The following is a 20,065-nucleotide window of genomic DNA, read 5'->3' as shown; positions in this document are numbered from 1 at the left end:
CACCGCCGCCGCTGGCCGCCAGCCCTCCGCCTGCCCCCACACCCCGCCCGCCCTCACACACCACCATCCGCCCCACACCCCGCACTCCTCCTGTCCCCACACCCCGCCAACCGCCCCACACCAGGTCCGATCAAGGCCACTCGTGTGAGATCGTGGTCGGTGTGAAAGATCGTGGTCGGGTGCCGTTGGACGACATCGTTCGGCTGCGTCGTGCCCGCGACACAATGGATCGCGACTACGCCCAGCCGCTCGACGTGACGGCGTTGGCCCGGATCGCGCTGATGTCGCCGGGACACTTCTCGCGCAGCTTCCGCGCCGCCTTCGGCGAAACCCCCTACAGCTACCTGATGACCCGCCGCATCGAGCGCGCGAAAGCCCTCCTGCGCCGGGGTGATCTCTCGGTCACCGAGGTCTGCTTCGCGGTCGGCTGTACCTCGCTCGGGTCGTTCAGCACGCGCTTCACCGAACTGGTGGGGGAGAGCCCCAGCGCCTACCGGGCCCGCGACCACGAGGACGGTGCGGCCATCCCGGCGTGCATCGCCAAGATGTACCTGCGACCGATCAGGAACGGAGAAGCGAAACCCGATCGCCGGAACTAGCGTGACCGGCATGGACATCAAGGTTTCCACCTGTTTCATCGCGGTCGACGACCACGACAAGGCGCTGGACTTCTACCGTGACGCGCTCGGCCTCGAAGTGCGCAACGACGTCGGCTTCGAGGGCATGCGCTGGGTGACCGTCGGCGCGCCCGGCCAGCCCGATGTGGACATCGTGCTCGAACCAGCCGTCGCCACGCCCAACGCCACCGCCGCCGACAAGGAGGCCGCCGCCGAGCTGCTGGCCAAGGGGCTGCTGCGCGGTGTGATCTTCACGACCGACGACGTCGACGGCACCTTCGAGCGCGTCCGCGCCGCCGGTGGCGAGGTGCTCCAGGAGCCGATGGACCAGCCCTACGGCGTCCGCGACTGCGCCTTCCGCGACCCGGCCGGCAACATGCTGCGGTTCAACCAGAAGAAGTGACCACCGCGCGGGCCTGCCGGCAGCCCGGCAGGCCCGTTCACCCCGCCCCCCGCACCCCGCCGCCCTCTGCACCGCATGCGCAGGGCTTCCGCGCCGAAGGCGCAAGCTCTTCGCGCCGCAGGCGCTCCGCGTGGCTGCCAGCCACAGGAAGGGCCTCGGTTTCTCCCCCGTACGGCCTGGGCGAAGCCCAACCACGCTTTGGTCCTCTTTGCAACCACGCTCTACCGGTTGCGAAGAGGGCCAAAGGGTGGTTGCCTCCGGCAGGCCGTACGGGGGAGAAACCGACGCCCTTCCACCCCCGGGGGCCTGCCGCGCGGCGAGCGCCGCTTTTAATCTTGAGAGCGCGAAGCGCGTCCCAAGAGCGCGCAGCGCGACAGCTTGAGAGCGCGAAGCGCATCCAAGAAGAAGCGAAGCGCCACAAGATCAGGCATCTAGAATGGGTCGATGGTTAGAGAGCGTGTGGCGGGGTCATGAGCAACGTGGAAGAGACCCCGGTTGAACTGGTCTGCGGCAGTACGGCCGGCCACAGCCCCGTCGAAGTGCTGGCCCCCCGAGACGTTCCCCTGGGCGGACCCCGTGCGATGTCCGTCCGGCGCACCCTCCCGCAGCGGGACCGGACCATGATCGGGGCTTGGTGCTTCGCCGACCACTACGGTCCCGACGACGTGTCCGAGACCGGCGGGATGGACGTCGCACCCCACCCGCACACCGGGTTGCAGACGGCCAGTTGGCTGTTCACCGGCGAGATCGAGCACCGGGACAGCCTCGGCGTGCACGCCCTGGTCCGGCCCGGCGAGCTCAACCTGATGACCGGCGGTTCGGGGATCTGCCACTCCGAGGTCTCCACGCCGACCACCACCGTCCTGCACGGCGTCCAGCTCTGGATCGCGCTGCCTGACGCCCACCGGGACGCCCCGCGCGCCTTCCAACACCACGTCCCGTCACCGGTCGCGCTCAACGGCGCGGTCGTGCGGGTGTTCCTCGGGACGCTCTGCGGTGACACCTCCCCGGTGCCCACCCACACGCCACTCCTCGGCGCGGAACTCGTGCTGGAGAAGAACGCACGCCTGGTGCTCGACGTGGACCCGGCCTTCGAGCACGGCATCCTGGTCGACCAGGGCTCCACCACCCTGAACGGGACCACGCTCAAGCACGGCGAACTCGGTTACGTGGCCGCCGGCGCGACGACCCTCCACCTGGACAACCCCGGCGACGACGAAGCCCGGGTCGTGCTGCTGGGCGGGGTGCCGTTCGGCGAGGAGATCGTCATGTGGTGGAACTTCGTCGGCCGCACGCACGACGAGATCGCCCGCTTCCGCGACGAGTGGCAGGCCGAATCCGACCGCTTCGGCCGAGTCGAGGGCTACCCCGGTACCCGACTCCCAGCCCCGCCCCTCCCCACCGGCCGCCTCCGGCCTCGCCGCAACCCAAACCAGCCCGCCCGCTAGAACGCCCCCACCGCAACCCAACCTAGAACGCCCCCAGGAACCGATCCCGAAACCCCTCCATCGGCCACACCGGAGCATCCCCACCCGGCCGCAACCCTTCCTCCCACCCCCACCCGGCAACCCTCTCCACCACACCCGGATCCCGAGCCACAACCGTGACCGGCACATCCCGAGACGCCCCACTCCCGGTCACAACCTGGGCAGGCTGGTGATCCCCCACGAACACCAACACCAACTCGTCGTCCCCGTAGTGCTCGACATAAGACACCAGCGTCTCCACCGAGTACTCCACCGACCGCCCGTAATCAGCCCGCACCTGCCGAGGATCACGGCTGAAAATCGCCTCCGGCGCCACCTCACCAGCCGTCATGGTCCCGAACACCGACCCGTCACCCAACGACTCCCACGGCACCATCCGAGGCACCGGCCCCCAAGGCGCATGCGAGGTGACCAGCGGAATCGTCGCCATGACAGGCCCACGCCCCCGCTCCAACCGCTCGAACGCCTCCAACGTGAACTGGTCCGGCGTGGTCGCGTACCCGAACCGCGGCCCCCGGTACCCGAGCCGGTCCGCCGGGTACACGCAGTCGTACCCGAAGAACGCCCCCTCCGGCCACGCCCGCGTGATGCCCGGCATGACCCCGACCGTCCGCCACCCGGCCCGTGCGAAGGCGGAGTTCAACGTCATCCGGTCGCTGCTCACCAGGGTCCGGTACCGCTGCTGGTTGTCCACGTACAGCCCCGACAACAGGGTCGCGTGCGCCAACCAACTCCCGCCCCCAGCCGTCGACGAGGTCAGAAACGCGCTGCGCGAGCCGAAACCCGCCGCAGACAGCCGCCGCGTCCCGTCGTCCAACACCCGCGTGACACCAACGTCATCCAGTGCCACCCGCCCGTAGCTCTCCACGAACACCACCACGACGTCCTTGCCCCGCAACGACGTCAGCAGCCGCTCGCCGGGAACGTCCCCAAAGGGATCCACCGAAGCCGAGGCCGCGAACGCCTCCCGGTCGTGCAACCCGACCCGCACTTGCCGCGCGTGCTCGTACACGAACGTCGCCGCGCTGTCCGACGCCACCGGCACGCCCGGCAACGCCAAGGTGATCCACGCCACCGCCAGCACTGCCACCACCCGCGTCGCGAGCAGCCGCCGCCGAACGGCGACCCGGCTCAACCGCAGCACAGCCAGCACGGAAAGCACGACCAGCCCCAACACCACCACCGCCGCGACCACCACCGCCGCAACCACGGCCACCGGCCCGGCCGTGACCGACACGAAGTCCAGCGCGGGCTCGAACAGCGGCCAATCCAGCACGGGGTCGAACGGCCGGTACAGGACCAGGTCGAACCCGATGTCCAGCAGCTTGAGCACCACGACCAGCCCCAGCACCGCGCCACCGACCCCGGCCACCACCCACCGCGCCCGACCGGGCACGACCAGCACCAGCAGCACCCCGAGCAGCCCCTCCACCGGAACCCGCAGGAACGCACCCACCGAGAACTGGTCGAGATCACCGGGCGCCACCAGCGCGAACAACACCAGCACCACCGCCGCCCCGCTCACCACTCGAGCAGGCACCCGCCCCCGTCGACTCGTCCCCACGAACTCGCCCCGCAGACCCGCCACAAACCCGCCCCGCTGCCGACCCGCCAAGAACTCGTCCACCCCTCGGACAACGCACGCCCGGTGCACCCGGTTCAGGCCTCCCCTACGGTGGGGCGCGTGACCCGCCCGCACGTGCTGCTCAGCGTCGCCGTCAGCGTCGACGGCTACATCGACGACCGGGGCGCGGACCGGTTCCCGCTCTCCAACGCCGAGGACTTCGACTACGTGGACCGCCTGCGCGCCGAGTCCGACGCGGTCCTGGTAGGCGCGGAGACCCTGCGCCGGGACAACCCTCGCCTGCTGGTCAACAGCGCCGCCCGCCGCGCCGAACGCACCGCCCGGGGCAAGCCCGAATACCCCCTCAAGGTCACCGTCACCCGATCCGGCGACCTCGACGCCAACCTCCTGTTCTGGCACCACGGCGGAGCCAAACTCGTCTACACCACCGACACCGGCCGCCCGATCGCCGAACGAGAGCTGAACGACCTGGCCACCGTCGTCACCCTCGGCCACCGAGTCGACTTCGGCCGCCTGCTCGACGACCTGGGCGCGCGGGGCGTGGAGCGGCTGATGGTGGAGGGCGGTGGCCGCATCCACACCGCCTTCCTGTCCGAGGGCCTGGCCGACGAGATCCGCATGGCGGTCGCGCCCATGCTGATCGGCCAGGCCACCGCGCCGCGGTTCCTGCACCCGGCCCGGTTCCCGGGCGGTCCCGCGCGGAGGTTCCACCTGGAGGACGTCACCCGGCTCGGTGATGTCGCCGTCCTCCGCTACTTCCCGAAGACCTGAGCCACGACGGCCCTGATCGTGTCCCGCCGCAGCACGGCGATCACCAGCGCCACGAGACCCAGCAGCGCGGGCAGCGTGGCGTCCCCGTTGTCCAGCAGGAACAGTTCCGTGGTCACCGCCCCGACCATGACCCCGAACAGCCCCAGCGCGGCCAACCCGCACAGCCGCGGGATCAGCAGGCCCAGCGCCCCGGCGATCTCCAGCGTGCCGGTCAGGTAGCGCAGCCACTGGCCGAAGCCGATGTCGTCGAACTTCTTCACGAGGCCGTCGCCGAACAGCATCCACCCGCTGTAGAGGAAGTAGGCGGCCAGCGCGAGCTGGAGCGCCCAGACGACGATGTTGCCCACCTTCACCGGCACCGAGGCGGTCTGGTCAGACACGGGCGTATCCCTTCACCGGCGCGGCGCCCACCGCCGCGCGAACCCTGTTCCGCCACAGCCACCGCACGTCGCGGCCGAACGACCACACCAGGGCGGCCAGGGCCACCGCCACGAGCACCGCGGCGAAGGGCACCACCCCGGCGACGGCCACCACCAGCAGGACGCCCTGCCCGGCCGCCACGGCCTTGCGCGCGAAGCTCGGCGGCAGCTCCCCGCGCAACCACGGCGCCACCCAGGACGCCGCCACGAACACGTACCGCATGGCGCCGATGGCCAGCGCCCACGGCCCGAACGCCAGCGCCGCGTGCACGCTGAGCACCAGGATCAGGAACGCGTCGACCTCCATGTCGAACCGCGCGCCCAACGGGGACGCGGTGCCGGTCCGGCGCGCGACCCGCCCGTCCACGAAGTCCAGCGCCAACGCGACCGACGCCAGCACGACCACCACGACCGTCGCCGCGGCCCGGTCGGCCACCAGCGCGGTCACCCCGCCCACCAGCAGGCCCCGGGCGAGCGTCACCCGGTCGGCGGGCCCGAGGGCGCGGACCCCGGCACGGGCCATCGCCGCGCCCAGCAGCGCCCACGTGGCCAGCCCGTACGCCAGGCCCGCGAGCCAGCCGGGCAGGCCCAGCCCGAGGGTGCCGCCGAGCCCGGCGAGCACCAGGACCTGGGCGCCCGCCCACGCGGCCTGTTCCGGGACGGCCGGCGCGGCGGTGTGCTGAAGTGTGCTCATCGTGCCCCTCGGTCGTTTTTCGGAGGTTGCTGGATGACACGCGTCGCGAGGGCGGTTTGGTTCACCGGTTCGGGCAAGAGTGACATCCGACCCGCTCGCCTGCCCGACCCCGGCCCCGACGACGTGCTGGTCCGGACCCTGTTCAGCGGGGTCAGCCGGGGCACCGAGGCGCTCGTGCTGCACGGCGGGGTGCCGGCCAACCAGCACGCGGTCATGCGCGCCCCGTTCCAGGAGGGCGACTTCCCGTGGCCGGTCAAGTACGGGTACCTCAACGTCGGCGTGGTCGAACAAGGGCCTTCCGACCTGCGCGGACGACCGGTGTTCTGCCTCTACCCGCACCAGACGCACTACGTGGTCCCGGCCTCGGCGGTGACCCCGGTCCCGCCGGCCGTGCCGCCGGCGCGGGCGGTGCTCGCCGGCACGGTGGAGACCGCCGTGAACGCCCTGTGGGACGCCCGGCCGCTGGTCGGCGACCGGGTCGCGGTGGTCGGCGGCGGCATGGTGGGCTGCGCGGTCGCCGCCCTCCTCGCCCGGTTCCCCGGCGTGCGGCTCCAGCTGGTGGACACCGACCCGGACCGAGCCTCGACCGCCGCCGCCCTGGGCGTCGACTTCGCCACCCCGGCCGACGCGCGCGGCGACCTCGACCTGGTCGTGCACGCCAGCGCGTCCGAAGCCGGCCTGGAGACCTCCCTGAACCTGCTCGCGCCCGAGGGCACCGTCGTCGAGCTGAGCTGGTACGGCTCCCGGCGGGTCGCCGTGCCGCTGGGGGAGCACTTCCACTCCCGGCGGCTGACCGTGCGCGGCAGCCAGGTCGGCACGGTCGCCCGCTCGGACCGCACGTACGCCCAGCGCATGGCCCTGGCCCTGGACCTGCTCGCCGACGACCGGTTCGACGCGTTGATCTCGGGGGAGAGCACCTTCGACGAGCTGCCCGACGTGCTCACGCGGCTGCCCGCGCTGTGCCACCGCGTTCGGTACGGTGACTCGTGATCACCCTGGCGACCACCGAGGACGTCCGGGAGCGCGGCGCGGCGGTCGCGGTGCTCCCGGTGGGCAGCTTCGAGCAGCACGGACCGCACCTGCCGCTGGCCACCGACACGATCATCGCGTGCACCATCGCGCAGGCCATCGCCGACGCGTACCCGGTGCAGTTGCTGCCGCCGATCACCATCTCCTGCTCCCACGAGCACGCGGCCTGGCCAGGCACGGTCAGCATCTCGGCACGCACCCTGTACGCCGTGGTCACGGACATCGCCGAGTCCCTGCACGGTCTCCCGCTGGTCGTCGTCAACGCCCACGGCGGCAACTACGTGCTGTCCAACGTCGTGCAGGAGTCCCCTCGGATGGCCCTCTACCCGACGTCGGCGGACTGGGCGGAGGCCCGCGCGGCGGCCGGCATCGAGACGCCGTCGAACACCGACATGCACGCCGGCGAGATCGAGACGTCGATCCTGCTGCACGCCCACCCCGAGGTCGTCCGGCCCGGCTACGAGACCGGCGACCACGTGGCCGACGACCGGCGGCACCTGCTGACCACCGGCCTGGCCCCGCACACCCGGTCGGGTGTGGTCGGCCGGCCGTCCCGCGCGTCAGCCGACAAGGGCCGGGACCTGCTCGCGGCGCTGGTCACCGGGTTCGCCCGGCACCTGGCGACGCTGTAGCAGCACGACCACCCCGGGCAGGCTCGCCGCGAACGCCAGCACCCCGTACACCACCGCCGTGGTCACGCCCAGCGCCGCGCCCAACCCGGTGGCCCCGAACGCCACGGCCAGGAACGCCTCCCGCGGCCCGAACCCGCCCACGTTCACCGGGATCGCCATCACCACCAGCGCGAGCAGCGCCAACGGCACCAGGTCCCCGATCGACGCGGACACCCCCGCCACCCGCGCCGCCAGCACGAACAGCCCGACATGCCCAGCAGTCGTGACCAGCGAAAACACCACGACCCGCCACGACAGCACCGCCCGCCCCCACAGCGCAACCCCGGTCAGCACCACACCCACCACGGCCAGCAACACGTCCCGCCCCGGCATCCCCGGCACGTCCACCGGCCACACCACCACCGCGACCACCGTCACCACGACCAGCACGACCTGCCCGGCGACCCTCTCCACCACCACAGCCCGCAGACCACGGCGAACGTCCCCGACATCCCGCCCGTGCCGCACGGCCCGGTGCACGTCCCCGAGCACCCCGGCGGGCAGCACCGCGTTGAGCAACAACCCCCGGTAGTAGTCGGCAACCGCCGACTTCACCCGGATGGCCAACCCCATCCCGCGCGCCACCTCACACCACCGCAACGCGCTGAACACGGTCGTCACCCCACCGATGACCAGCGCGACTACGACCGCCCACCACTCCACGGCCCGGATGCCGTCCAGGAACGCGCCGGCCCCGAGTTTCACCCCGAGCGCCACCAGCACCCCCACGGCCAACCCGACCCGCAGCACCGCCTTCACGGCACGGCCAAGAGGTCCACGTGGTGCACCACCGCCCGCGCCGACTCCCGCCTCCGCAGGTACTCGTCCGCCCCCCGCGTCAACCCGGGCTCCTGCTCGCACGCCGCCTCCACCCACCCGCGCAACCACTCCTGGACCAGCGCTCCCGGCCCGAGCCGCCACGGGCTGGGCCGGGTCTCCACCCGCGCGCCCAGCCCTTCGAACGCCTCGACCGCCACCGCCGGCGCGTCCGGCCCCAGGAGCCCGCCCCGCCGCTGGTGGGCGTTGAAGGCCTCCTGGAAGCGCACGTCGAGCGGCTCGGCCGGGTCCAGCTCGACCCGACCGGCGACCGACAGCGTGAACAGCGCGGGCACACCCGCTTCTACGCAAGCGGCGGCCAAGGCGTTCACCTCGGCGCGGGTGAGCAGGTCCAACAACGCCGACGCCGTCACCAGCGACGCCCCCGCGAGGTCGGCCGCGCGCAACGCGGTCAGGTCGCCCTGCCGCGTCTCGACCGTCACCCCGCTCAGGGACGCACCCGCCAGTTCCAGCAGGCGCGGGTCGCGGTCGTGCAGCACCCAGTGCTGCGGACCACCCAGCCGCGCGGACAGCCACCGTCCCATCGATCCCGTGCCACACCCCAGGTCACGGATGACGGGTGGGTTCCGGTTCACCGCGAGCAGGTCACGAACCCGATCCGCCAGTTCGACCGACCGCGCTCGCGCGTCGGCGTCCTCCCGCAGTGCCAGCCATTCCGGCGCGAATCCCGTCATGCGCGCAGACTAGCCAGCACCGCCCCCACTCCCGCGACCGTTTCGTCCCAAGTGGACAACCCCGCCCGCCGCTCCAACGCCGCCCGTTTCAACTCCCGCCGCAGCTCAGCCGACTCGAACCACCGGCGCAGAGCGGCCGACCAAGCCCCAACGTCACCGGCCGGCAGCAGCAGCCCGCCGTTCCCCAGCGCGTCCGGTACGGCACTGGCCATCACCGGCACCCCACGCGCCAGCGCCTCGGTCACCACCATCCCGTAGGTCTCGGCCAAGGACGGCAACACGAACAGATCGGCCCGCGAGTACTCCCGCTCAAGCGGGTCTCCCACCACCGGCCCCACCCACTCGACCCGGTCGCCGAACCCCGAGACCAACTCCCGAACGTGACCCAGGTGCACCCGATCAGGTGTCGGCCCGACAACGGCCCACACCCACTGGTGGTCCAGCACCGTGGCCAACGCCCGAACCAGCACGTCATGCCCCTTGCGGGGCGTAATCGACGCCACGCTCAGCAGCCTCGACACCCCGTCGGTCCCCGCGGCAAGCTCGGCAGGCTCCACTCCAGGCGGAACGCTGTGCACCCGAGCGAGACCATGACGCTCAGCCACCCGCGCCGCCGCCGTGGCACTGGTCGCCACCACAGCCGCCACCCCACGCAGGCACTCCCGCTCAGCAGCGTCCAACCGAGCGGCCACCGCCGCGTCGAGCCCCACTTCATCAGCCAACGGCAGGTGCACCAACACGGCCACCCGCACCCTCCGGGCATGTGGCAGGACAACCTCAGGCACCCCACACGCAACCAGCCCGTCGACCAACACGACCCCGCCGTCCGGCACCCGCCCCAACGCCGAGTCCAACGCACGGCGAGACGCCTCGGACGGCAGCGGCCAGGTCCCCGGCACCAGCAGGTCCCGCATGCCCAGACCTGCGGAAACCCGCCGGTCGTAGCCGTTCCCACCGCTGGGTGCGGCGGGATCGTCCACGGCGGCGGGCACCACGAACCACAAGGTCACAGGGAGCGCTCGTAACTCGCCCAGGCCACGTGCGACTCGTGCAGGGTCACCTCGATGCCGCTCAGACCCAGCGCGCCCGGCCCCAGCGCGCCCTCGCGGACGCGGTCGGCGAGCCGGTCGGCGATGTGCCTGGCCAGAAACTCCGTCGAGGTGTTGACCCCGGCGAACTCGGGCACGTCGTCGAGGTTCCGGTAGTTCAGCTCGGCCAGCACGGCGCCCAGCTCCCGGGTGGCCAGTCCGATGTCGACGACGATGTTGTCCGAGTCGAGACCTTCGCGCTTGAACTTCGCGTCCACGACGAACGTTGCTCCGTGCAGGCGTTGCGCCGGACCGAACACCTCGCCGCGGAAGCTGTGGGCGATCATCACGTGGTCGCGGACGGTGATGCTGTACAGGGTGACCTCCACCAGGTGTGCGAGCTACGGTGCAACCACGAGCGTAATGACGAAGGGACCGGATGTACGAGCACGCCTTCAGCGACGAGGACGTCGCCGAGTCCGACCTGGTGACCCGCCGGGGCACGTTCCGCGCCGTGGCCTTCCGCGCCGACGGCCACGAGCACATGGCCCTGGTGCACGGCAGGACCCGGCTGCGCGACCACGTCCTGGTCCGCGTCCACTCCGAGTGCATGACCGGCGACATCTTCGGCGCCATGCGCTGCGAGTGCGGCGAACAGCTGGACGCCGCCCTGGACGCCATCGTCCGGGAGGGCAGCGGCGTCCTGATCTACCTGAGGGGCCACGAGGGCCGGGGGATAGGCCTGGTGGAAAAGGTCCGCACGCACGTCCTCCAGGACGAGCAGGGCCTGGACACCCTGGACTCGGCCACCACCCTGGGCCTCCCGGTTGACACCCGCGACTACACCCCGGCAGCCCGTGTCCTGCGACACCTCCGGATCCAGTCGGTCCGCTTGATGTCCAACAACCCGGACAAGATCAAGGCGTTGGAACACCACGGCATCCAGGTCACCGCCCGCATCCCGCTGCTCATCCCCCCGAACACGCACAACATCGCCTACCTGCAAGCCAAACGCGACCGCCTGGGCCACGACCTTCCCCAGATCGATGGCACCCAACCCGACAACACCATCCACTCTGGACCGCACGCCGCCCGCGCCTGGTGAACGCTCGCACCAAGCGCGGGTTTCCCCCTCTCACGACGTAAAGTCGCAACCACAGAGACAATCGCATGATCAAGGGGGATGGGCGTGGAGATCCGTCGGGGTGGCTTGGACGACCTGCCGTCGGTGCTGGCGATGCTGGACGGCGCGGTGGAGTGGTTGAGCTCGAAGGGGATCACCGGGCAGTGGGGCTCCGAGCCGTGGTCGACGAACCCGGACCGGGTCCGGAAGGTCACCGAGAAGCTGCGGGACGAGGTCGTGTGGATCGCGGAGGTCGACGGTGCGCCCGCCGGCGCGTTGACGCACTCCGAGCGGCCGATGGAGTACGTGCCGCAGGTGGAGGAGCCGGAGCTGTACATCAGGCTGCTGGTGACCTCGCGCGAGCACGCCGGCAAGGGCGTCGGCAGCGCGCTGCTCGACCACGCCCGCGCGCAGGCCCGGGAGCAGGGCGTCGACCTGGTCCGCGTCGACTGCTACGCGGGCGGGGACGGCCGGCTCGCGGAGTACTACCAGCGCAACGGGTTCCAGCCCGTGCAGACGTTCATGGTCGGCGAGTGGCCGGGGCTGCTGCTGTCCGACCGGGTCGGCGGGAGCACCGCTGGGTGACCGGTCGGCCACGCACCGCTGCACCGGTCGGGCGCGAAAACCCTTACCACTTCGCGAACACGCAGTCTCACCACACCGCGGGGCCTGCCGCGCGCTGAAACCGACGGATGCTCGCCGATCCTGGTGGACCTGAGCGGTTCGGCGAGGGGTGGGGCGATGGCGGTCCTGGTGTTGGGTCGGCCCGCGGTGCGCGGGCACGGGGTCACGCGGCACCCCGCGCGGCGGATGGTGCGCATCCTGTTGGGGGTGCTGGCGGTCCGGGCCAACCGGGCGCTGCCGCTGGAGTGGGTGATCGACGCGCTGTGGCCGGGGAAGCCGCCCGCCTCGGCCGCCGCGAACGTCCGCTCGCACCTGGCGGAACTGCGGCGGCTGCTGGCCGACCTCGCGCCGGGCGGTCCGTCCATCGTGACCTCCCGCGACGGTTACGTGCTGGCCGCCGCTCCCGACGCGGTGGACGTCACGCGGTTCCAACGCCTGGTGCGGGAGGGCCGCGAGTTGCGCGCCCACGGGGAGGACGCCGCCGCGGCCCAGTCGTTGGAGCGGGCGGTGGCGTTGTGGCGCGGTCCGGTGATGGCCGGTGTGCTGGTTCCGGACGTCGTGCGGCCGGACGTGACCGTGCTGGAGGAACAACGGGTCGGTGCCATCGAGGACCTCGCGGAAGTCCGGTTGGCACAGGGGTTCCACGCCGAGCTGGTCGCCGCGCTGGCCGGTCTGGTGGTCGAGTACCCGCTGCGCGAACGGCTGTGGCGGCTCCTGGTGGGCGCGCTGGCGGCGTCTGGTCGGCGCAGTGAAGCCCTTGCGGTGTACGGGAGGTTGGTCCAAGTGCTGGACGCGGAACTCGGCGTCGAGCCCAGCGCCGCCACGACCTCGCTCTACGAGACCGTCCGCCGCGACGGCCGCTGAGCACGCGACCCCGACCCGGCCCGAGGCGCGACACCGACCCGAGGCGCGACTGACCGCCGGGGCACCGCTTCCGCGTGTGCGCTCCCGTGTGCATCCCATTTCTACACTCGCCGCTCCTGTCCACGGAAGGAGTTCGGATGACCACCGCACTGCTCGAAAGCGCCGAGGAACTGGTGGCCCGCTGGCGCGCGGGGCTGGACGAGGTCGACAACCCGGCCGGTCCGCTGTTCGCCAACGGGGAGTTCGCCGAGGGTGACATCGTGGCGTGCAACCCGCCCGGCAGCCGCTGTTCGTCGTGCACGGCGTCCCGTCCGGTGTACTGCTGCTGACCGGACATGACCGGTGACGAGGTCGGCGCACTCGACCGAACCCTGGACTGGCTGATCGGTCCCGCGTCGGACCGGTTGGCCCGCTGCCTGGCCGAGGTCGCCGACCTCGGCGCCGCCGAGGCGGACGCCGTGCTCGCCGCCACCCGGGAGGTCCTCCTGGACGTGGTGCGGCGCAAGGTGATCCGCGTGCTCGTGCTGGAATTGAACGCCGCCCGGATCACCGGCAGGCTCACCGCACCCGACCCGGCGGGCCGCTGGACGGAGTTCCTCGACTCGGCCGCGCGCCCCGACTTCTGGGACGACCTCACCCGCCACTACCCGCACCTGGTGTCCCGCCTGCGCACCACGGTCGACCACCGGATCGACGCGATCCACCTGATGGCCCGCCGGTTCGCCGCCGACCGCCACCACCTGTCCGCGCTGCTGGGCACCGAGGCCGGCGAGCTGGTGAAGGTGGAGTTCGGCGCGGGCGACAGCCACCACGGCGGCCACACCGTGACTCTGGTGCACTGCACGGGCGGCACCGTCGTCTACAAGCCTCGGCCGATGCAGGTGGACCAGCGCCTGGCGGAGCTGCTGGCCGTGCTGACCGTCGGCGACGAGCACCCGATCCGCGTGCCCGGAGCGCTCGTCCGCGAGGACCACGGGTGGGCCGAGCACGTGGCCCACCGCTACTGCGCCACCGACGCCGAGCTGGACGCCTTCTACCGCAACCTCGGCCACTGGCTGGCGGTCATGCGCCTGGTCGCCGGCACGGACCTGCACGCGGAGAACATCATCGCGTGCGGCCCGGTGCCGGTCGTCGTGGACTGTGAGAGCGTCTTCACGCCCCGACCCCCGCACCCGCCCACCGGGGCCGGCGAGGCCACCGACAAGGTCGCCGAGCAGCTCAACGGGACCGTGCTGCGCACCGGGCTGCTGCCGGGCCGGGGCGCGGGCCTGGGGTGGCGTGGCGTGGACGGGTCCGCGATGGGCGGCCTGCCCGGCGAGCAGCCCGACATCGGTCTGCCCGACCTGGTCGGCGCGGGCACGGACACCGCGCGCGTGGCGATCGTGCCCTCCCAACCGCCGCCGACCCGCAACCTGCCCACCCCGCACCCGCGCCTGGCCCGCCACTGGCCGGGAGTGGTGGCCGGGTTCGACGAGATGGCCGCCCGCATCACCGCGCTGGACGCCGAGGGCCGGCTGGAACCGCTGCTGGCGACCTTCGCCGACTGCGTGGTCCGGGTGATCGTCCGGGACACCGAGTCCTACACCGAGTTGGCCCGCATGCTCTGGCACCCGGCCGGATTGCACGACCAGGAGACCGCCGAGCGCAAGGCGCGGGCGCTGCTGGCCCGGCACTCGATCAACACGCGCGGGCCGGGCGACCCGGACGTGCACGCGGCGGAGGTCGCCGAACTGCTGGTGGGGGACATCCCGGTGTTCACCACGACCCCGGCCGAGGGGTGGCTGCACACCCCGGGCGGCCTGGTGTGCGGTCCGCGCGTGGACCAGGTGGCGTTGGCGTTGCACAACTGGCGCACGGCGGACTTCGCGCTGGAACGCCGGGTCACGCACGCCGCCCTGGTCAGCGCCTACCTGAACCAGGGCGCGGAACCCGACCTGAGCCGGATGTGGTCCGGCACCCTCGACGAGTCCACTGTGGACACACGGCGGCGAAAGCTGGCCGCACAGCTGATGAGCGAGCTTTCCGCCGAAGCCGTGCGGGGCGGCGACGCCACAGCCACGTGGTTCGCGCCGATCCTGGACCGCTCCGGCTGGCAGACCACACCTCTGACCCCCGACCTGTACGGCGGAACCCTGGGCGTGGCAGTCCTGCTGGCGGGCTATGAGCACGAAGTCCAAGCGGGCCGGGCAGACGCCGTCGAAGGCGTGTCGGACCTCCTCCACGCCACCGTCCGCACCGCCCGCCTGACGCAGGAGTGGTGGGCGGCGCAAGCCGAGCACACGCGCCGCAGACCCGACCCGGCCGGCGGGTACATCGGGCTGGGCTCGCAGATCTGGTGCTGGCTCACCCTGGACCGCCTGGGCCTGGACTGCGTCGAGGACGCCCTGTTCCTGGCCCGCCAACTCCCCGCGTCCCTCGACGCCAGCGAAGGCCCGGACCTCGTGGTCGGCACCGCCGGCGCGATCGTGCCCCTGCTGGCACTGGCCGCCCGCACCGGCGACCAGTCCTGGACCGACCTCGCGCTCACGGCAGGGGACAAGCTCGCCGAGGACGCTGTCCGCACCAACGGTGTCGTGCGCTGGCCCGCTCCCAACTTCCCCGGCGGCATCGGCGGCTTCGCCCACGGGGGCACCGGCATCGCCTGGGCACTGGCGAAACTCGGTGCCGCAACCGGAGAACAACGGTTCACCGCGTTGGTCGAGGGCGCGGCGAGGTTCGAGGAAACCTGGTACAGCAAGGAAAGACAGGCCTGGATGGACCCACGTGAACCGGACACCATCGCGGCGGCCTGGTGCCACGGCGCGATCGGCGTCGGGCTGGCAGCAGCCGACGTCCCCGCGCTGGCAGGCGAGGACGTGCTGCGGCGGGCAGCGTTCTCGGCCCACCGGGACGGCTTGGGCTGGACCCACACCCTGTGCCACGGCGACACCGGCGTCTGGGAACTGCTCACCACCGCCCTGAACCACAACGCCGCCCCGGAAGGCCTCGACCGCGCAACCCTGGACGCCACAGTGCTGGGCAGCCTGGAATCCAACGGCATCACCACGGGCCTGGCGCGCGAGGTCTACTCGCCCAGCATCATGTCCGGCTCAGGCGGAGTCGCCTACCAACTGCTCCGGATGCACCCGGACTGCACCCTGCCGTCCGTCCTCCTCCTGGGCGAGGCGCGATGACCGACACCGACGACCCCCGTGACGGCAACCTGGTCACCCCGCACTGGCAGCTGGACGACTCGTCGGCCACGCGGCGCAGCCTGAGGGACGTGCCGGCGGCGACCTGGCCGGTGCTCAAGACCATCCGGCACGCGGCCCCCGGCGCGGCGGTGGCGGTCGCGGTCATGCAGGTCGTGTCGGGGCTCGCGGCGGCGTTCGGCCTGTTCGCCACCACGGGCGTCCTGACCGACCTGCTCGCCGGCGGCCCGACGACCGACCGGGTGGTCGCCGCGTTGCCGGACCTGCTGCTGGTGGCCGGCGCGTTCGGGCTGCGCGGCGCGATGGACGTCGGTGTCTCGCTCGCCCACGCCCGCATCACGCCGTCCGTGCGGCGGCTGGCCGAGGAACGGCTGTACGCGGCGAGCCTGGGCGCGGACCTGGCCGCGTTCGACGACGCCCGCTTCTACGACCGGATGCACCGCGCCCGCGACCGGGGCCTGTTCTTCCTCGAACGCGCGGCCGACAACCTGGTCGAGCTGGTCGGCTCGCTGCTCGGGATCGCCGCCGCCGCGGGCAGCCTGGCCGTGCTGCACCCCGTGCTGCTGCCGGTGCTGCTGCTCGCGGTGCTGCCGGACGGGTGGGCCGTGCAGCGGGCCGCGCGGCTGGCGTACGCGAGCGTGGGCCGCACGGTCGTGCTGGACCGGCGGGTGCAGATGGTGTCCGACCTTGCCACCGAACGGGAGCCGGCCGCCGAGGTCCGGGCCTACCAGGCGGAGCCGTTCGTGCTGGAGGAGTACCGGCTCGCGGCGGACCCGCTGCGCGACGAGGACGTCCGGCTGGCCACCGCGCAGGCCCGGGTGCGCGGGGTCGGGCGGGCGCTGTCCGGGCTCGGCCTGGCGGTGACGTACGTGGTGCTGGGCCTGCTGGTCCGGTACGAGTGGGTGCCGCTGGCCGTGGCGGGCACGGCGGTGATCGCGATCCGGGTGGCCACGACCGCGTTGAACCGGTTGGTGCTGGCGGCCAACCAGCTCGTGGAGCAGGGCCTGTACATCGCGGACTACCAGGACTTCCTGGCCTCCGCCGCCCGACCGGCGACACCCGACCAGGCCGACCTCGACCCCAGCCGGGTGTCCTTGCACGACGTCACCTTCCGCTACCCGGACAGCACCCGTCTCGCCCTCGACGGGGTGACGCTGACCATCGAGCCGGGCGAGACGGTGGCCCTGGTCGGTGAGAACGGGTCGGGCAAGACCACGTTGGCCAAGCTCGTCGCCGGCCTCTACACGCCCACCTCCGGTCAAGTCCTGTGGGGCGAGCACGACATCGCGTCGGCCGACCGGAACAGCGTGGCCTCCCAGGTGATGATGGTGTTGCAGGACCCGGTCCGCTGGCCGCACACCGCCCGCGTGAACGTGCGGGTGGGCCGGCACGACCGGCCCGACCCGGATGGCGTGGCGGTGAAGCAGGCCGCGAGCCAGGCCGGCGCCGACGAGGTGGTGGACGGCCTGCCCGCCGGGTGGGAGACGTTGCTGTCCAAGCAGTTCCGGGGCGGCGTCGAGCTGTCCGGAGGGCAGTGGCAGCGCCTGGCGGTGGCCCGCGGCCTGTTCCGGGACGCGCCCCTGTTGATCTGGGACGAACCGACCGCGCCGCTGGACGCCAAGGCCGAGTTCGCGGTGTACGAGTCGTTGCGGGCGTTGGCCGCGGACCGGACCGTCGTGCTGATCACCCACCGGCTGGCCAGCGTCCGGCACGCCGACCGGATCCTGTTGCTGCACGAGGGGAAGCTGGTCGAGCAGGGCACGCACGCGGAGCTGCTGGCCCTGGGTGGCCGGTACGCGGACCTGTACGAGCTGCAAGCCCGGATGTACGCCGATGCCTGACCTCGTGCTCCCGTCCGACCCCCGCTACGCGTTGTCCCGCAGCCAGTTCATCGGCCGACCGGTCGAGGTCCTGCCGCAGGCCATCGCGTTCTGCCCCGACACCGACGCCGTGGTGGAGGCCTTGGCCTGGGCACGGTCGCACAACATGCCGTTCGCCGTCCGAGGCGGCGGCCACAGCAACGCCTGCCACTCCAGCACCACCGGCCTCCTGATCGACCTGACCCCCAACAACGACATCAAGCCGGACACCACAACGGTGACCGTCGGCGCGGGCGTGCGGGTGGGTGAGGTGGCCGCCGCTCTCCACGCGCGGGTGGTGCCGTCCGGTTCGTGCCCGTCGGTCGGACTGGTCGGGGCCGCGCTGGGCGGCGGGTTCGGCAGTCACGGGCGGCTGCACGGCCTGACCTGCGACGCCCTGCTGTCGGCGGAGGTCGTGCTGGCGGACGGCCGGGTCGTGCACACCGACGACGAACCCGAGTTGCTGTGGGCTTTGCGCGGTGCCGGCGGCGGGAACTTCGGCGTGGTCACGACGGCGACCTTCCGCACCCACGCCACCACCCCGCGCACCCACTTCCGCCTGGAGTGGCCGTTGCACCGGGCTGCGGAGCTGATCCGGTGGTGGCAGGAGTGGGCACCGTTCGCCGAAGACGCCGTCTCGGCCGAGCTGGTGCTGATGTGTCCGCAGTACCCGGAGGAGGACCCGGTGGCCCTGCTGGTCGGCGCCGCCCCCAGCCTCCCGGCGGTTCCGCTCGACCCGATCTCCGCAGAGGTGGTGGAACTGTCCGCTGTGGACGCGGCCCGCCTGCACGCCACCCCGTACTCGGCGGCGGCTCTCGACCCCACGAGCATCCCGCTCGTCCACGAACGCCCCGGGATGTCCACGGCCAAGACGGAGTTCTTCGACCGGCCCCTCCCCAACGAGGCCATCACCGCTTTGCTGCACCACTTCGCGGCCAACCGCGAGATGGGCGAGCTTCGGGAGATCTCCTTCACCCCGTGGGGTGGTGCCTACGGCCGAACCAACGACACCGCGTTCGTCCACCGCGACCCGCACTTCCTGATCAAGCACACCGTCCTGGTCGGCCCCGGCGGCGCGGCCAGGCGCGGCGACGAGGTGCTGACCTGGCTGGCGGACAGCTGGCACATCGTCCACCCCTGGGGCACCGGCGGCGTCTACCCGAACTTCCCGGACCCGGCCCTGCCCGACTGGCTGACCGCTTACTACGGCCACCACACCGACCGTCTCAGGGCGGTGAAGCGCCACTACGACCCGGACAACGTCTTCCGCTTCCCCCAGTCCATCCCACTGTGAATTCGGATGCGGCCGGCCGAGGTCGTGGTGTGTGATCGGGGGATGGCGATCGTGTTGGGCACGCTGGACGACCTCGACCAGGCCGTGGGTGTCCTGCGGGAGTGGCAGGTCGAAGGTGCGCCGATGCAGCTGCACCCCGGTGACCTGGGCTGGTTCCGGCGGTTCGGCGCCGGGACGGGCGCGGTCCGGTCCTGGCGGCGGGACGGCCGGGTGCTCGCCCTCGGGCTGCTGGACGGCCCGGGGCTGCTGCGCCTGACGACCGCGCCGGACGTGCGGCGGGACCCGGAGCTGGCGCGGCGGATGTGCGAGGACATCGCCGAGCCGGCCCGGGGTGTGCTGCCCGAGGGGGAGGCGGCCGTCGACTCCCCGACCGGACTCCTGCTCAAGGACTTCCTGTCCGAGGCGGGCTGGACCCCCGGCGAGCCGTGGACGCCCCTGCACCGCGACCTGTCCCACCCGGTCGAGGACCCGGGCGTGCGGGTCGAGGTCGTCGGGCCGGAGCGGGTCGCCGAACGGGTGGCGGTGCAGCGGGCGGCGTTCGACGGGTCCACGTTCTCCGAGGAGCGCTGGCTGACGATGGCCGCCGGCGTGGCCTACGCCGACGCGCGGTGCCTGGTGGCCTACGAGCAGGACGACGCGGTGGCGGCGGTGACGGTGTGGTCGGCCGGTCCGGGCAAGCCCGGGTTGCTGGAGCCGATGGGCGTGCACCGGGACCACCGCGGTCGCGGCTACGGCAAGGCGATCAGCGTGGCCGCCGCGGCGGCGCTGCGCGACCTCGGCTCGTCCAGCGCGGTCGTCGCCACGCCCAGCGCCAACGCCGGCGCGGTCGCCACCTACCGGTCGGCCGGGTTCCGCGCGCTGCCCGAGATCCGGGACCAGGTCCGGGCCGGCTGAC

Annotated in this window: 21 protein-coding genes; 14 read left to right on the top strand and 7 right to left on the bottom strand. The window is 72.4% G+C overall.

The features are described from left to right. The first annotated feature begins 224 nt into the window (after nucleotides 1-224). The 3 genes from WBN91_RS07805 to WBN91_RS07795 all read left to right on the top strand — a co-directional run bounded on the left by WBN91_RS07805 (nucleotide 225) and on the right by WBN91_RS07795 (nucleotide 2,468). Nucleotides 225-599, top strand: coding sequence for a helix-turn-helix transcriptional regulator (locus WBN91_RS07805; RefSeq protein ID WP_443217677.1), 375 nt, complete (start codon nucleotides 225-227; stop codon nucleotides 597-599). A 10-nt stretch (nucleotides 600-609) separates the two neighbouring features. Continuing rightward, nucleotides 610-1,020 (top strand): VOC family protein, encoded by a 411-nt coding sequence (locus WBN91_RS07800; protein ID WP_337722586.1) that lies wholly within the window; start codon nucleotides 610-612, stop codon nucleotides 1,018-1,020. A 470-nt stretch (nucleotides 1,021-1,490) separates the two neighbouring features. Further along, nucleotides 1,491-2,468 carry a pirin family protein gene (locus WBN91_RS07795; protein ID WP_337722585.1) on the top strand — a complete coding sequence of 326 codons (978 nt, stop codon included), beginning with the start codon at nucleotides 1,491-1,493 and terminating at the stop codon, nucleotides 2,466-2,468. A gap of 22 nt (nucleotides 2,469-2,490) precedes the next feature. On the opposite strand, the gene WBN91_RS07790 is transcribed toward WBN91_RS07795, so the two are convergent. Continuing rightward, a complete protein-coding gene (locus tag WBN91_RS07790; RefSeq protein ID WP_337722584.1) occupies nucleotides 2,491-4,047 on the bottom strand; it encodes a sulfatase-like hydrolase/transferase in 1,557 nt (518 codons plus the stop codon). Nucleotides 4,048-4,191: 144 nt separating this feature from the next. On the opposite strand from WBN91_RS07790, the gene WBN91_RS07785 reads away from it, so the two are divergent. Next, complete coding sequence (locus WBN91_RS07785) at nucleotides 4,192-4,863, top strand: RibD family protein (RefSeq protein WP_337722583.1); 672 nt, start codon at nucleotides 4,192-4,194, stop codon at nucleotides 4,861-4,863. Here WBN91_RS07785 and WBN91_RS07780 read toward each other — a convergent pair. Further along, nucleotides 4,845-5,243 carry a DoxX family protein gene (locus WBN91_RS07780; RefSeq protein WP_337722582.1) on the bottom strand — a complete coding sequence of 133 codons (399 nt, stop codon included), beginning with the start codon at nucleotides 5,241-5,243 and terminating at the stop codon, nucleotides 4,845-4,847. The two genes, WBN91_RS07785 and WBN91_RS07780, sit on opposite strands and share 19 nt — an antisense overlap. Beyond that, entirely contained in the window at nucleotides 5,236-5,976 is a 741-nt protein-coding gene (locus WBN91_RS07775) for a CDP-alcohol phosphatidyltransferase family protein (RefSeq protein ID WP_337722581.1), read from the bottom strand. The genes WBN91_RS07780 and WBN91_RS07775 overlap by 8 nt, the downstream gene beginning before the upstream one ends. A 33-nt stretch (nucleotides 5,977-6,009) precedes the next feature. On the opposite strand from WBN91_RS07775, the gene WBN91_RS07770 reads away from it, so the two are divergent. Together WBN91_RS07770 and WBN91_RS07765 are read left to right on the top strand one after the other, a co-directional pair. Continuing rightward, nucleotides 6,010-6,966 carry a zinc-dependent alcohol dehydrogenase gene (locus tag WBN91_RS07770; protein ID WP_337722580.1) on the top strand — a complete coding sequence of 319 codons (957 nt, stop codon included), beginning with the start codon at nucleotides 6,010-6,012 and terminating at the stop codon, nucleotides 6,964-6,966. Further along, on the top strand, nucleotides 6,963-7,637 hold the full coding sequence (locus WBN91_RS07765; RefSeq protein ID WP_337722579.1) for a creatininase family protein: 675 nt from the start codon (nucleotides 6,963-6,965) through the stop codon (nucleotides 7,635-7,637). The genes WBN91_RS07770 and WBN91_RS07765 overlap by 4 nt, the downstream gene beginning before the upstream one ends. Here the strand turns inward: WBN91_RS07765 and WBN91_RS07760 are convergent. From WBN91_RS07760 to WBN91_RS07745, 4 genes are read right to left on the bottom strand one after another with little or no spacing between them, the layout of a single operon-like run. Continuing rightward, entirely contained in the window at nucleotides 7,566-8,435 is an 870-nt protein-coding gene (locus WBN91_RS07760) for a lysylphosphatidylglycerol synthase transmembrane domain-containing protein (protein WP_337722578.1), read from the bottom strand. The genes WBN91_RS07765 and WBN91_RS07760 overlap by 72 nt on opposite strands. After that, nucleotides 8,432-9,187 carry a class I SAM-dependent methyltransferase gene (locus WBN91_RS07755; RefSeq protein ID WP_337722577.1) on the bottom strand — a complete coding sequence of 252 codons (756 nt, stop codon included), beginning with the start codon at nucleotides 9,185-9,187 and terminating at the stop codon, nucleotides 8,432-8,434. The genes WBN91_RS07760 and WBN91_RS07755 overlap by 4 nt, the downstream gene beginning before the upstream one ends. Further along, the gene (locus WBN91_RS07750; RefSeq protein ID WP_337722576.1) at nucleotides 9,184-10,197 is read right to left on the bottom strand and encodes a glycosyltransferase family 4 protein; all 1,014 of its coding nucleotides are present in this window, start codon (nucleotides 10,195-10,197) and stop codon (nucleotides 9,184-9,186) included. Before WBN91_RS07750 ends, WBN91_RS07755 begins: the two co-directional genes overlap by 4 nt. Beyond that, nucleotides 10,194-10,592, bottom strand: a complete 399-nt coding sequence (locus WBN91_RS07745) for a 6-pyruvoyl trahydropterin synthase family protein (RefSeq protein ID WP_337722658.1) — start codon at nucleotides 10,590-10,592, stop codon at nucleotides 10,194-10,196. The genes WBN91_RS07750 and WBN91_RS07745 overlap by 4 nt, the downstream gene beginning before the upstream one ends. 62 nt (nucleotides 10,593-10,654) lie before the next feature. Between WBN91_RS07745 and ribA the strand changes: the two genes are divergently transcribed. The 8 genes from ribA (at nucleotide 10,655) to WBN91_RS07705 (ending at nucleotide 20,064) form a co-directional block, all read left to right on the top strand. Next, on the top strand, nucleotides 10,655-11,320 hold the full coding sequence (gene ribA, locus WBN91_RS07740) for a GTP cyclohydrolase II (RefSeq protein WP_337722575.1): 666 nt from the start codon (nucleotides 10,655-10,657) through the stop codon (nucleotides 11,318-11,320). A gap of 78 nt (nucleotides 11,321-11,398) precedes the next feature. Then, nucleotides 11,399-11,923, top strand: coding sequence for a GNAT family N-acetyltransferase (locus WBN91_RS07735; protein ID WP_337722574.1), 525 nt, complete (start codon nucleotides 11,399-11,401; stop codon nucleotides 11,921-11,923). 156 nt (nucleotides 11,924-12,079) lie between these two features. Continuing rightward, the gene (locus WBN91_RS07730; RefSeq protein WP_337722573.1) at nucleotides 12,080-12,826 is read left to right on the top strand and encodes an AfsR/SARP family transcriptional regulator; all 747 of its coding nucleotides are present in this window, start codon (nucleotides 12,080-12,082) and stop codon (nucleotides 12,824-12,826) included. 137 nt (nucleotides 12,827-12,963) lie between these two features. Beyond that, on the top strand, nucleotides 12,964-13,155 hold the full coding sequence (locus WBN91_RS07725; protein ID WP_309110528.1) for a DUF6229 family protein: 192 nt from the start codon (nucleotides 12,964-12,966) through the stop codon (nucleotides 13,153-13,155). 6 nt (nucleotides 13,156-13,161) lie between these two features. Then, nucleotides 13,162-15,999: a type 2 lanthipeptide synthetase LanM family protein gene (locus WBN91_RS07720; protein ID WP_337722572.1), complete on the top strand. Its 2,838-nt coding sequence runs from the start codon at nucleotides 13,162-13,164 to the stop codon at nucleotides 15,997-15,999. After that, the gene (locus WBN91_RS07715; protein ID WP_337722571.1) at nucleotides 15,996-17,858 is read left to right on the top strand and encodes an ABC transporter ATP-binding protein; all 1,863 of its coding nucleotides are present in this window, start codon (nucleotides 15,996-15,998) and stop codon (nucleotides 17,856-17,858) included. The genes WBN91_RS07720 and WBN91_RS07715 overlap by 4 nt, the downstream gene beginning before the upstream one ends. Continuing rightward, nucleotides 17,851-19,170, top strand: coding sequence for an FAD-binding oxidoreductase (locus tag WBN91_RS07710; protein ID WP_337722570.1), 1,320 nt, complete (start codon nucleotides 17,851-17,853; stop codon nucleotides 19,168-19,170). Before WBN91_RS07715 ends, WBN91_RS07710 begins: the two co-directional genes overlap by 8 nt. A 42-nt stretch (nucleotides 19,171-19,212) precedes the next feature. After that, the gene (locus WBN91_RS07705) at nucleotides 19,213-20,064 is read left to right on the top strand and encodes a GNAT family N-acetyltransferase (protein WP_337722569.1); all 852 of its coding nucleotides are present in this window, start codon (nucleotides 19,213-19,215) and stop codon (nucleotides 20,062-20,064) included. The last annotated feature ends 1 nt before the right edge of the window (nucleotide 20,065 follow it).

Source organism: Saccharothrix sp. CCNWYY140 (assembly GCF_037401995.1).
GTDB lineage: Bacteria > Actinomycetota > Actinomycetes > Mycobacteriales > Pseudonocardiaceae > Actinosynnema.
Note: the sequence above shows the minus strand (reverse complement) of the source record. Positions and strands in the feature narration are given on the sequence as shown.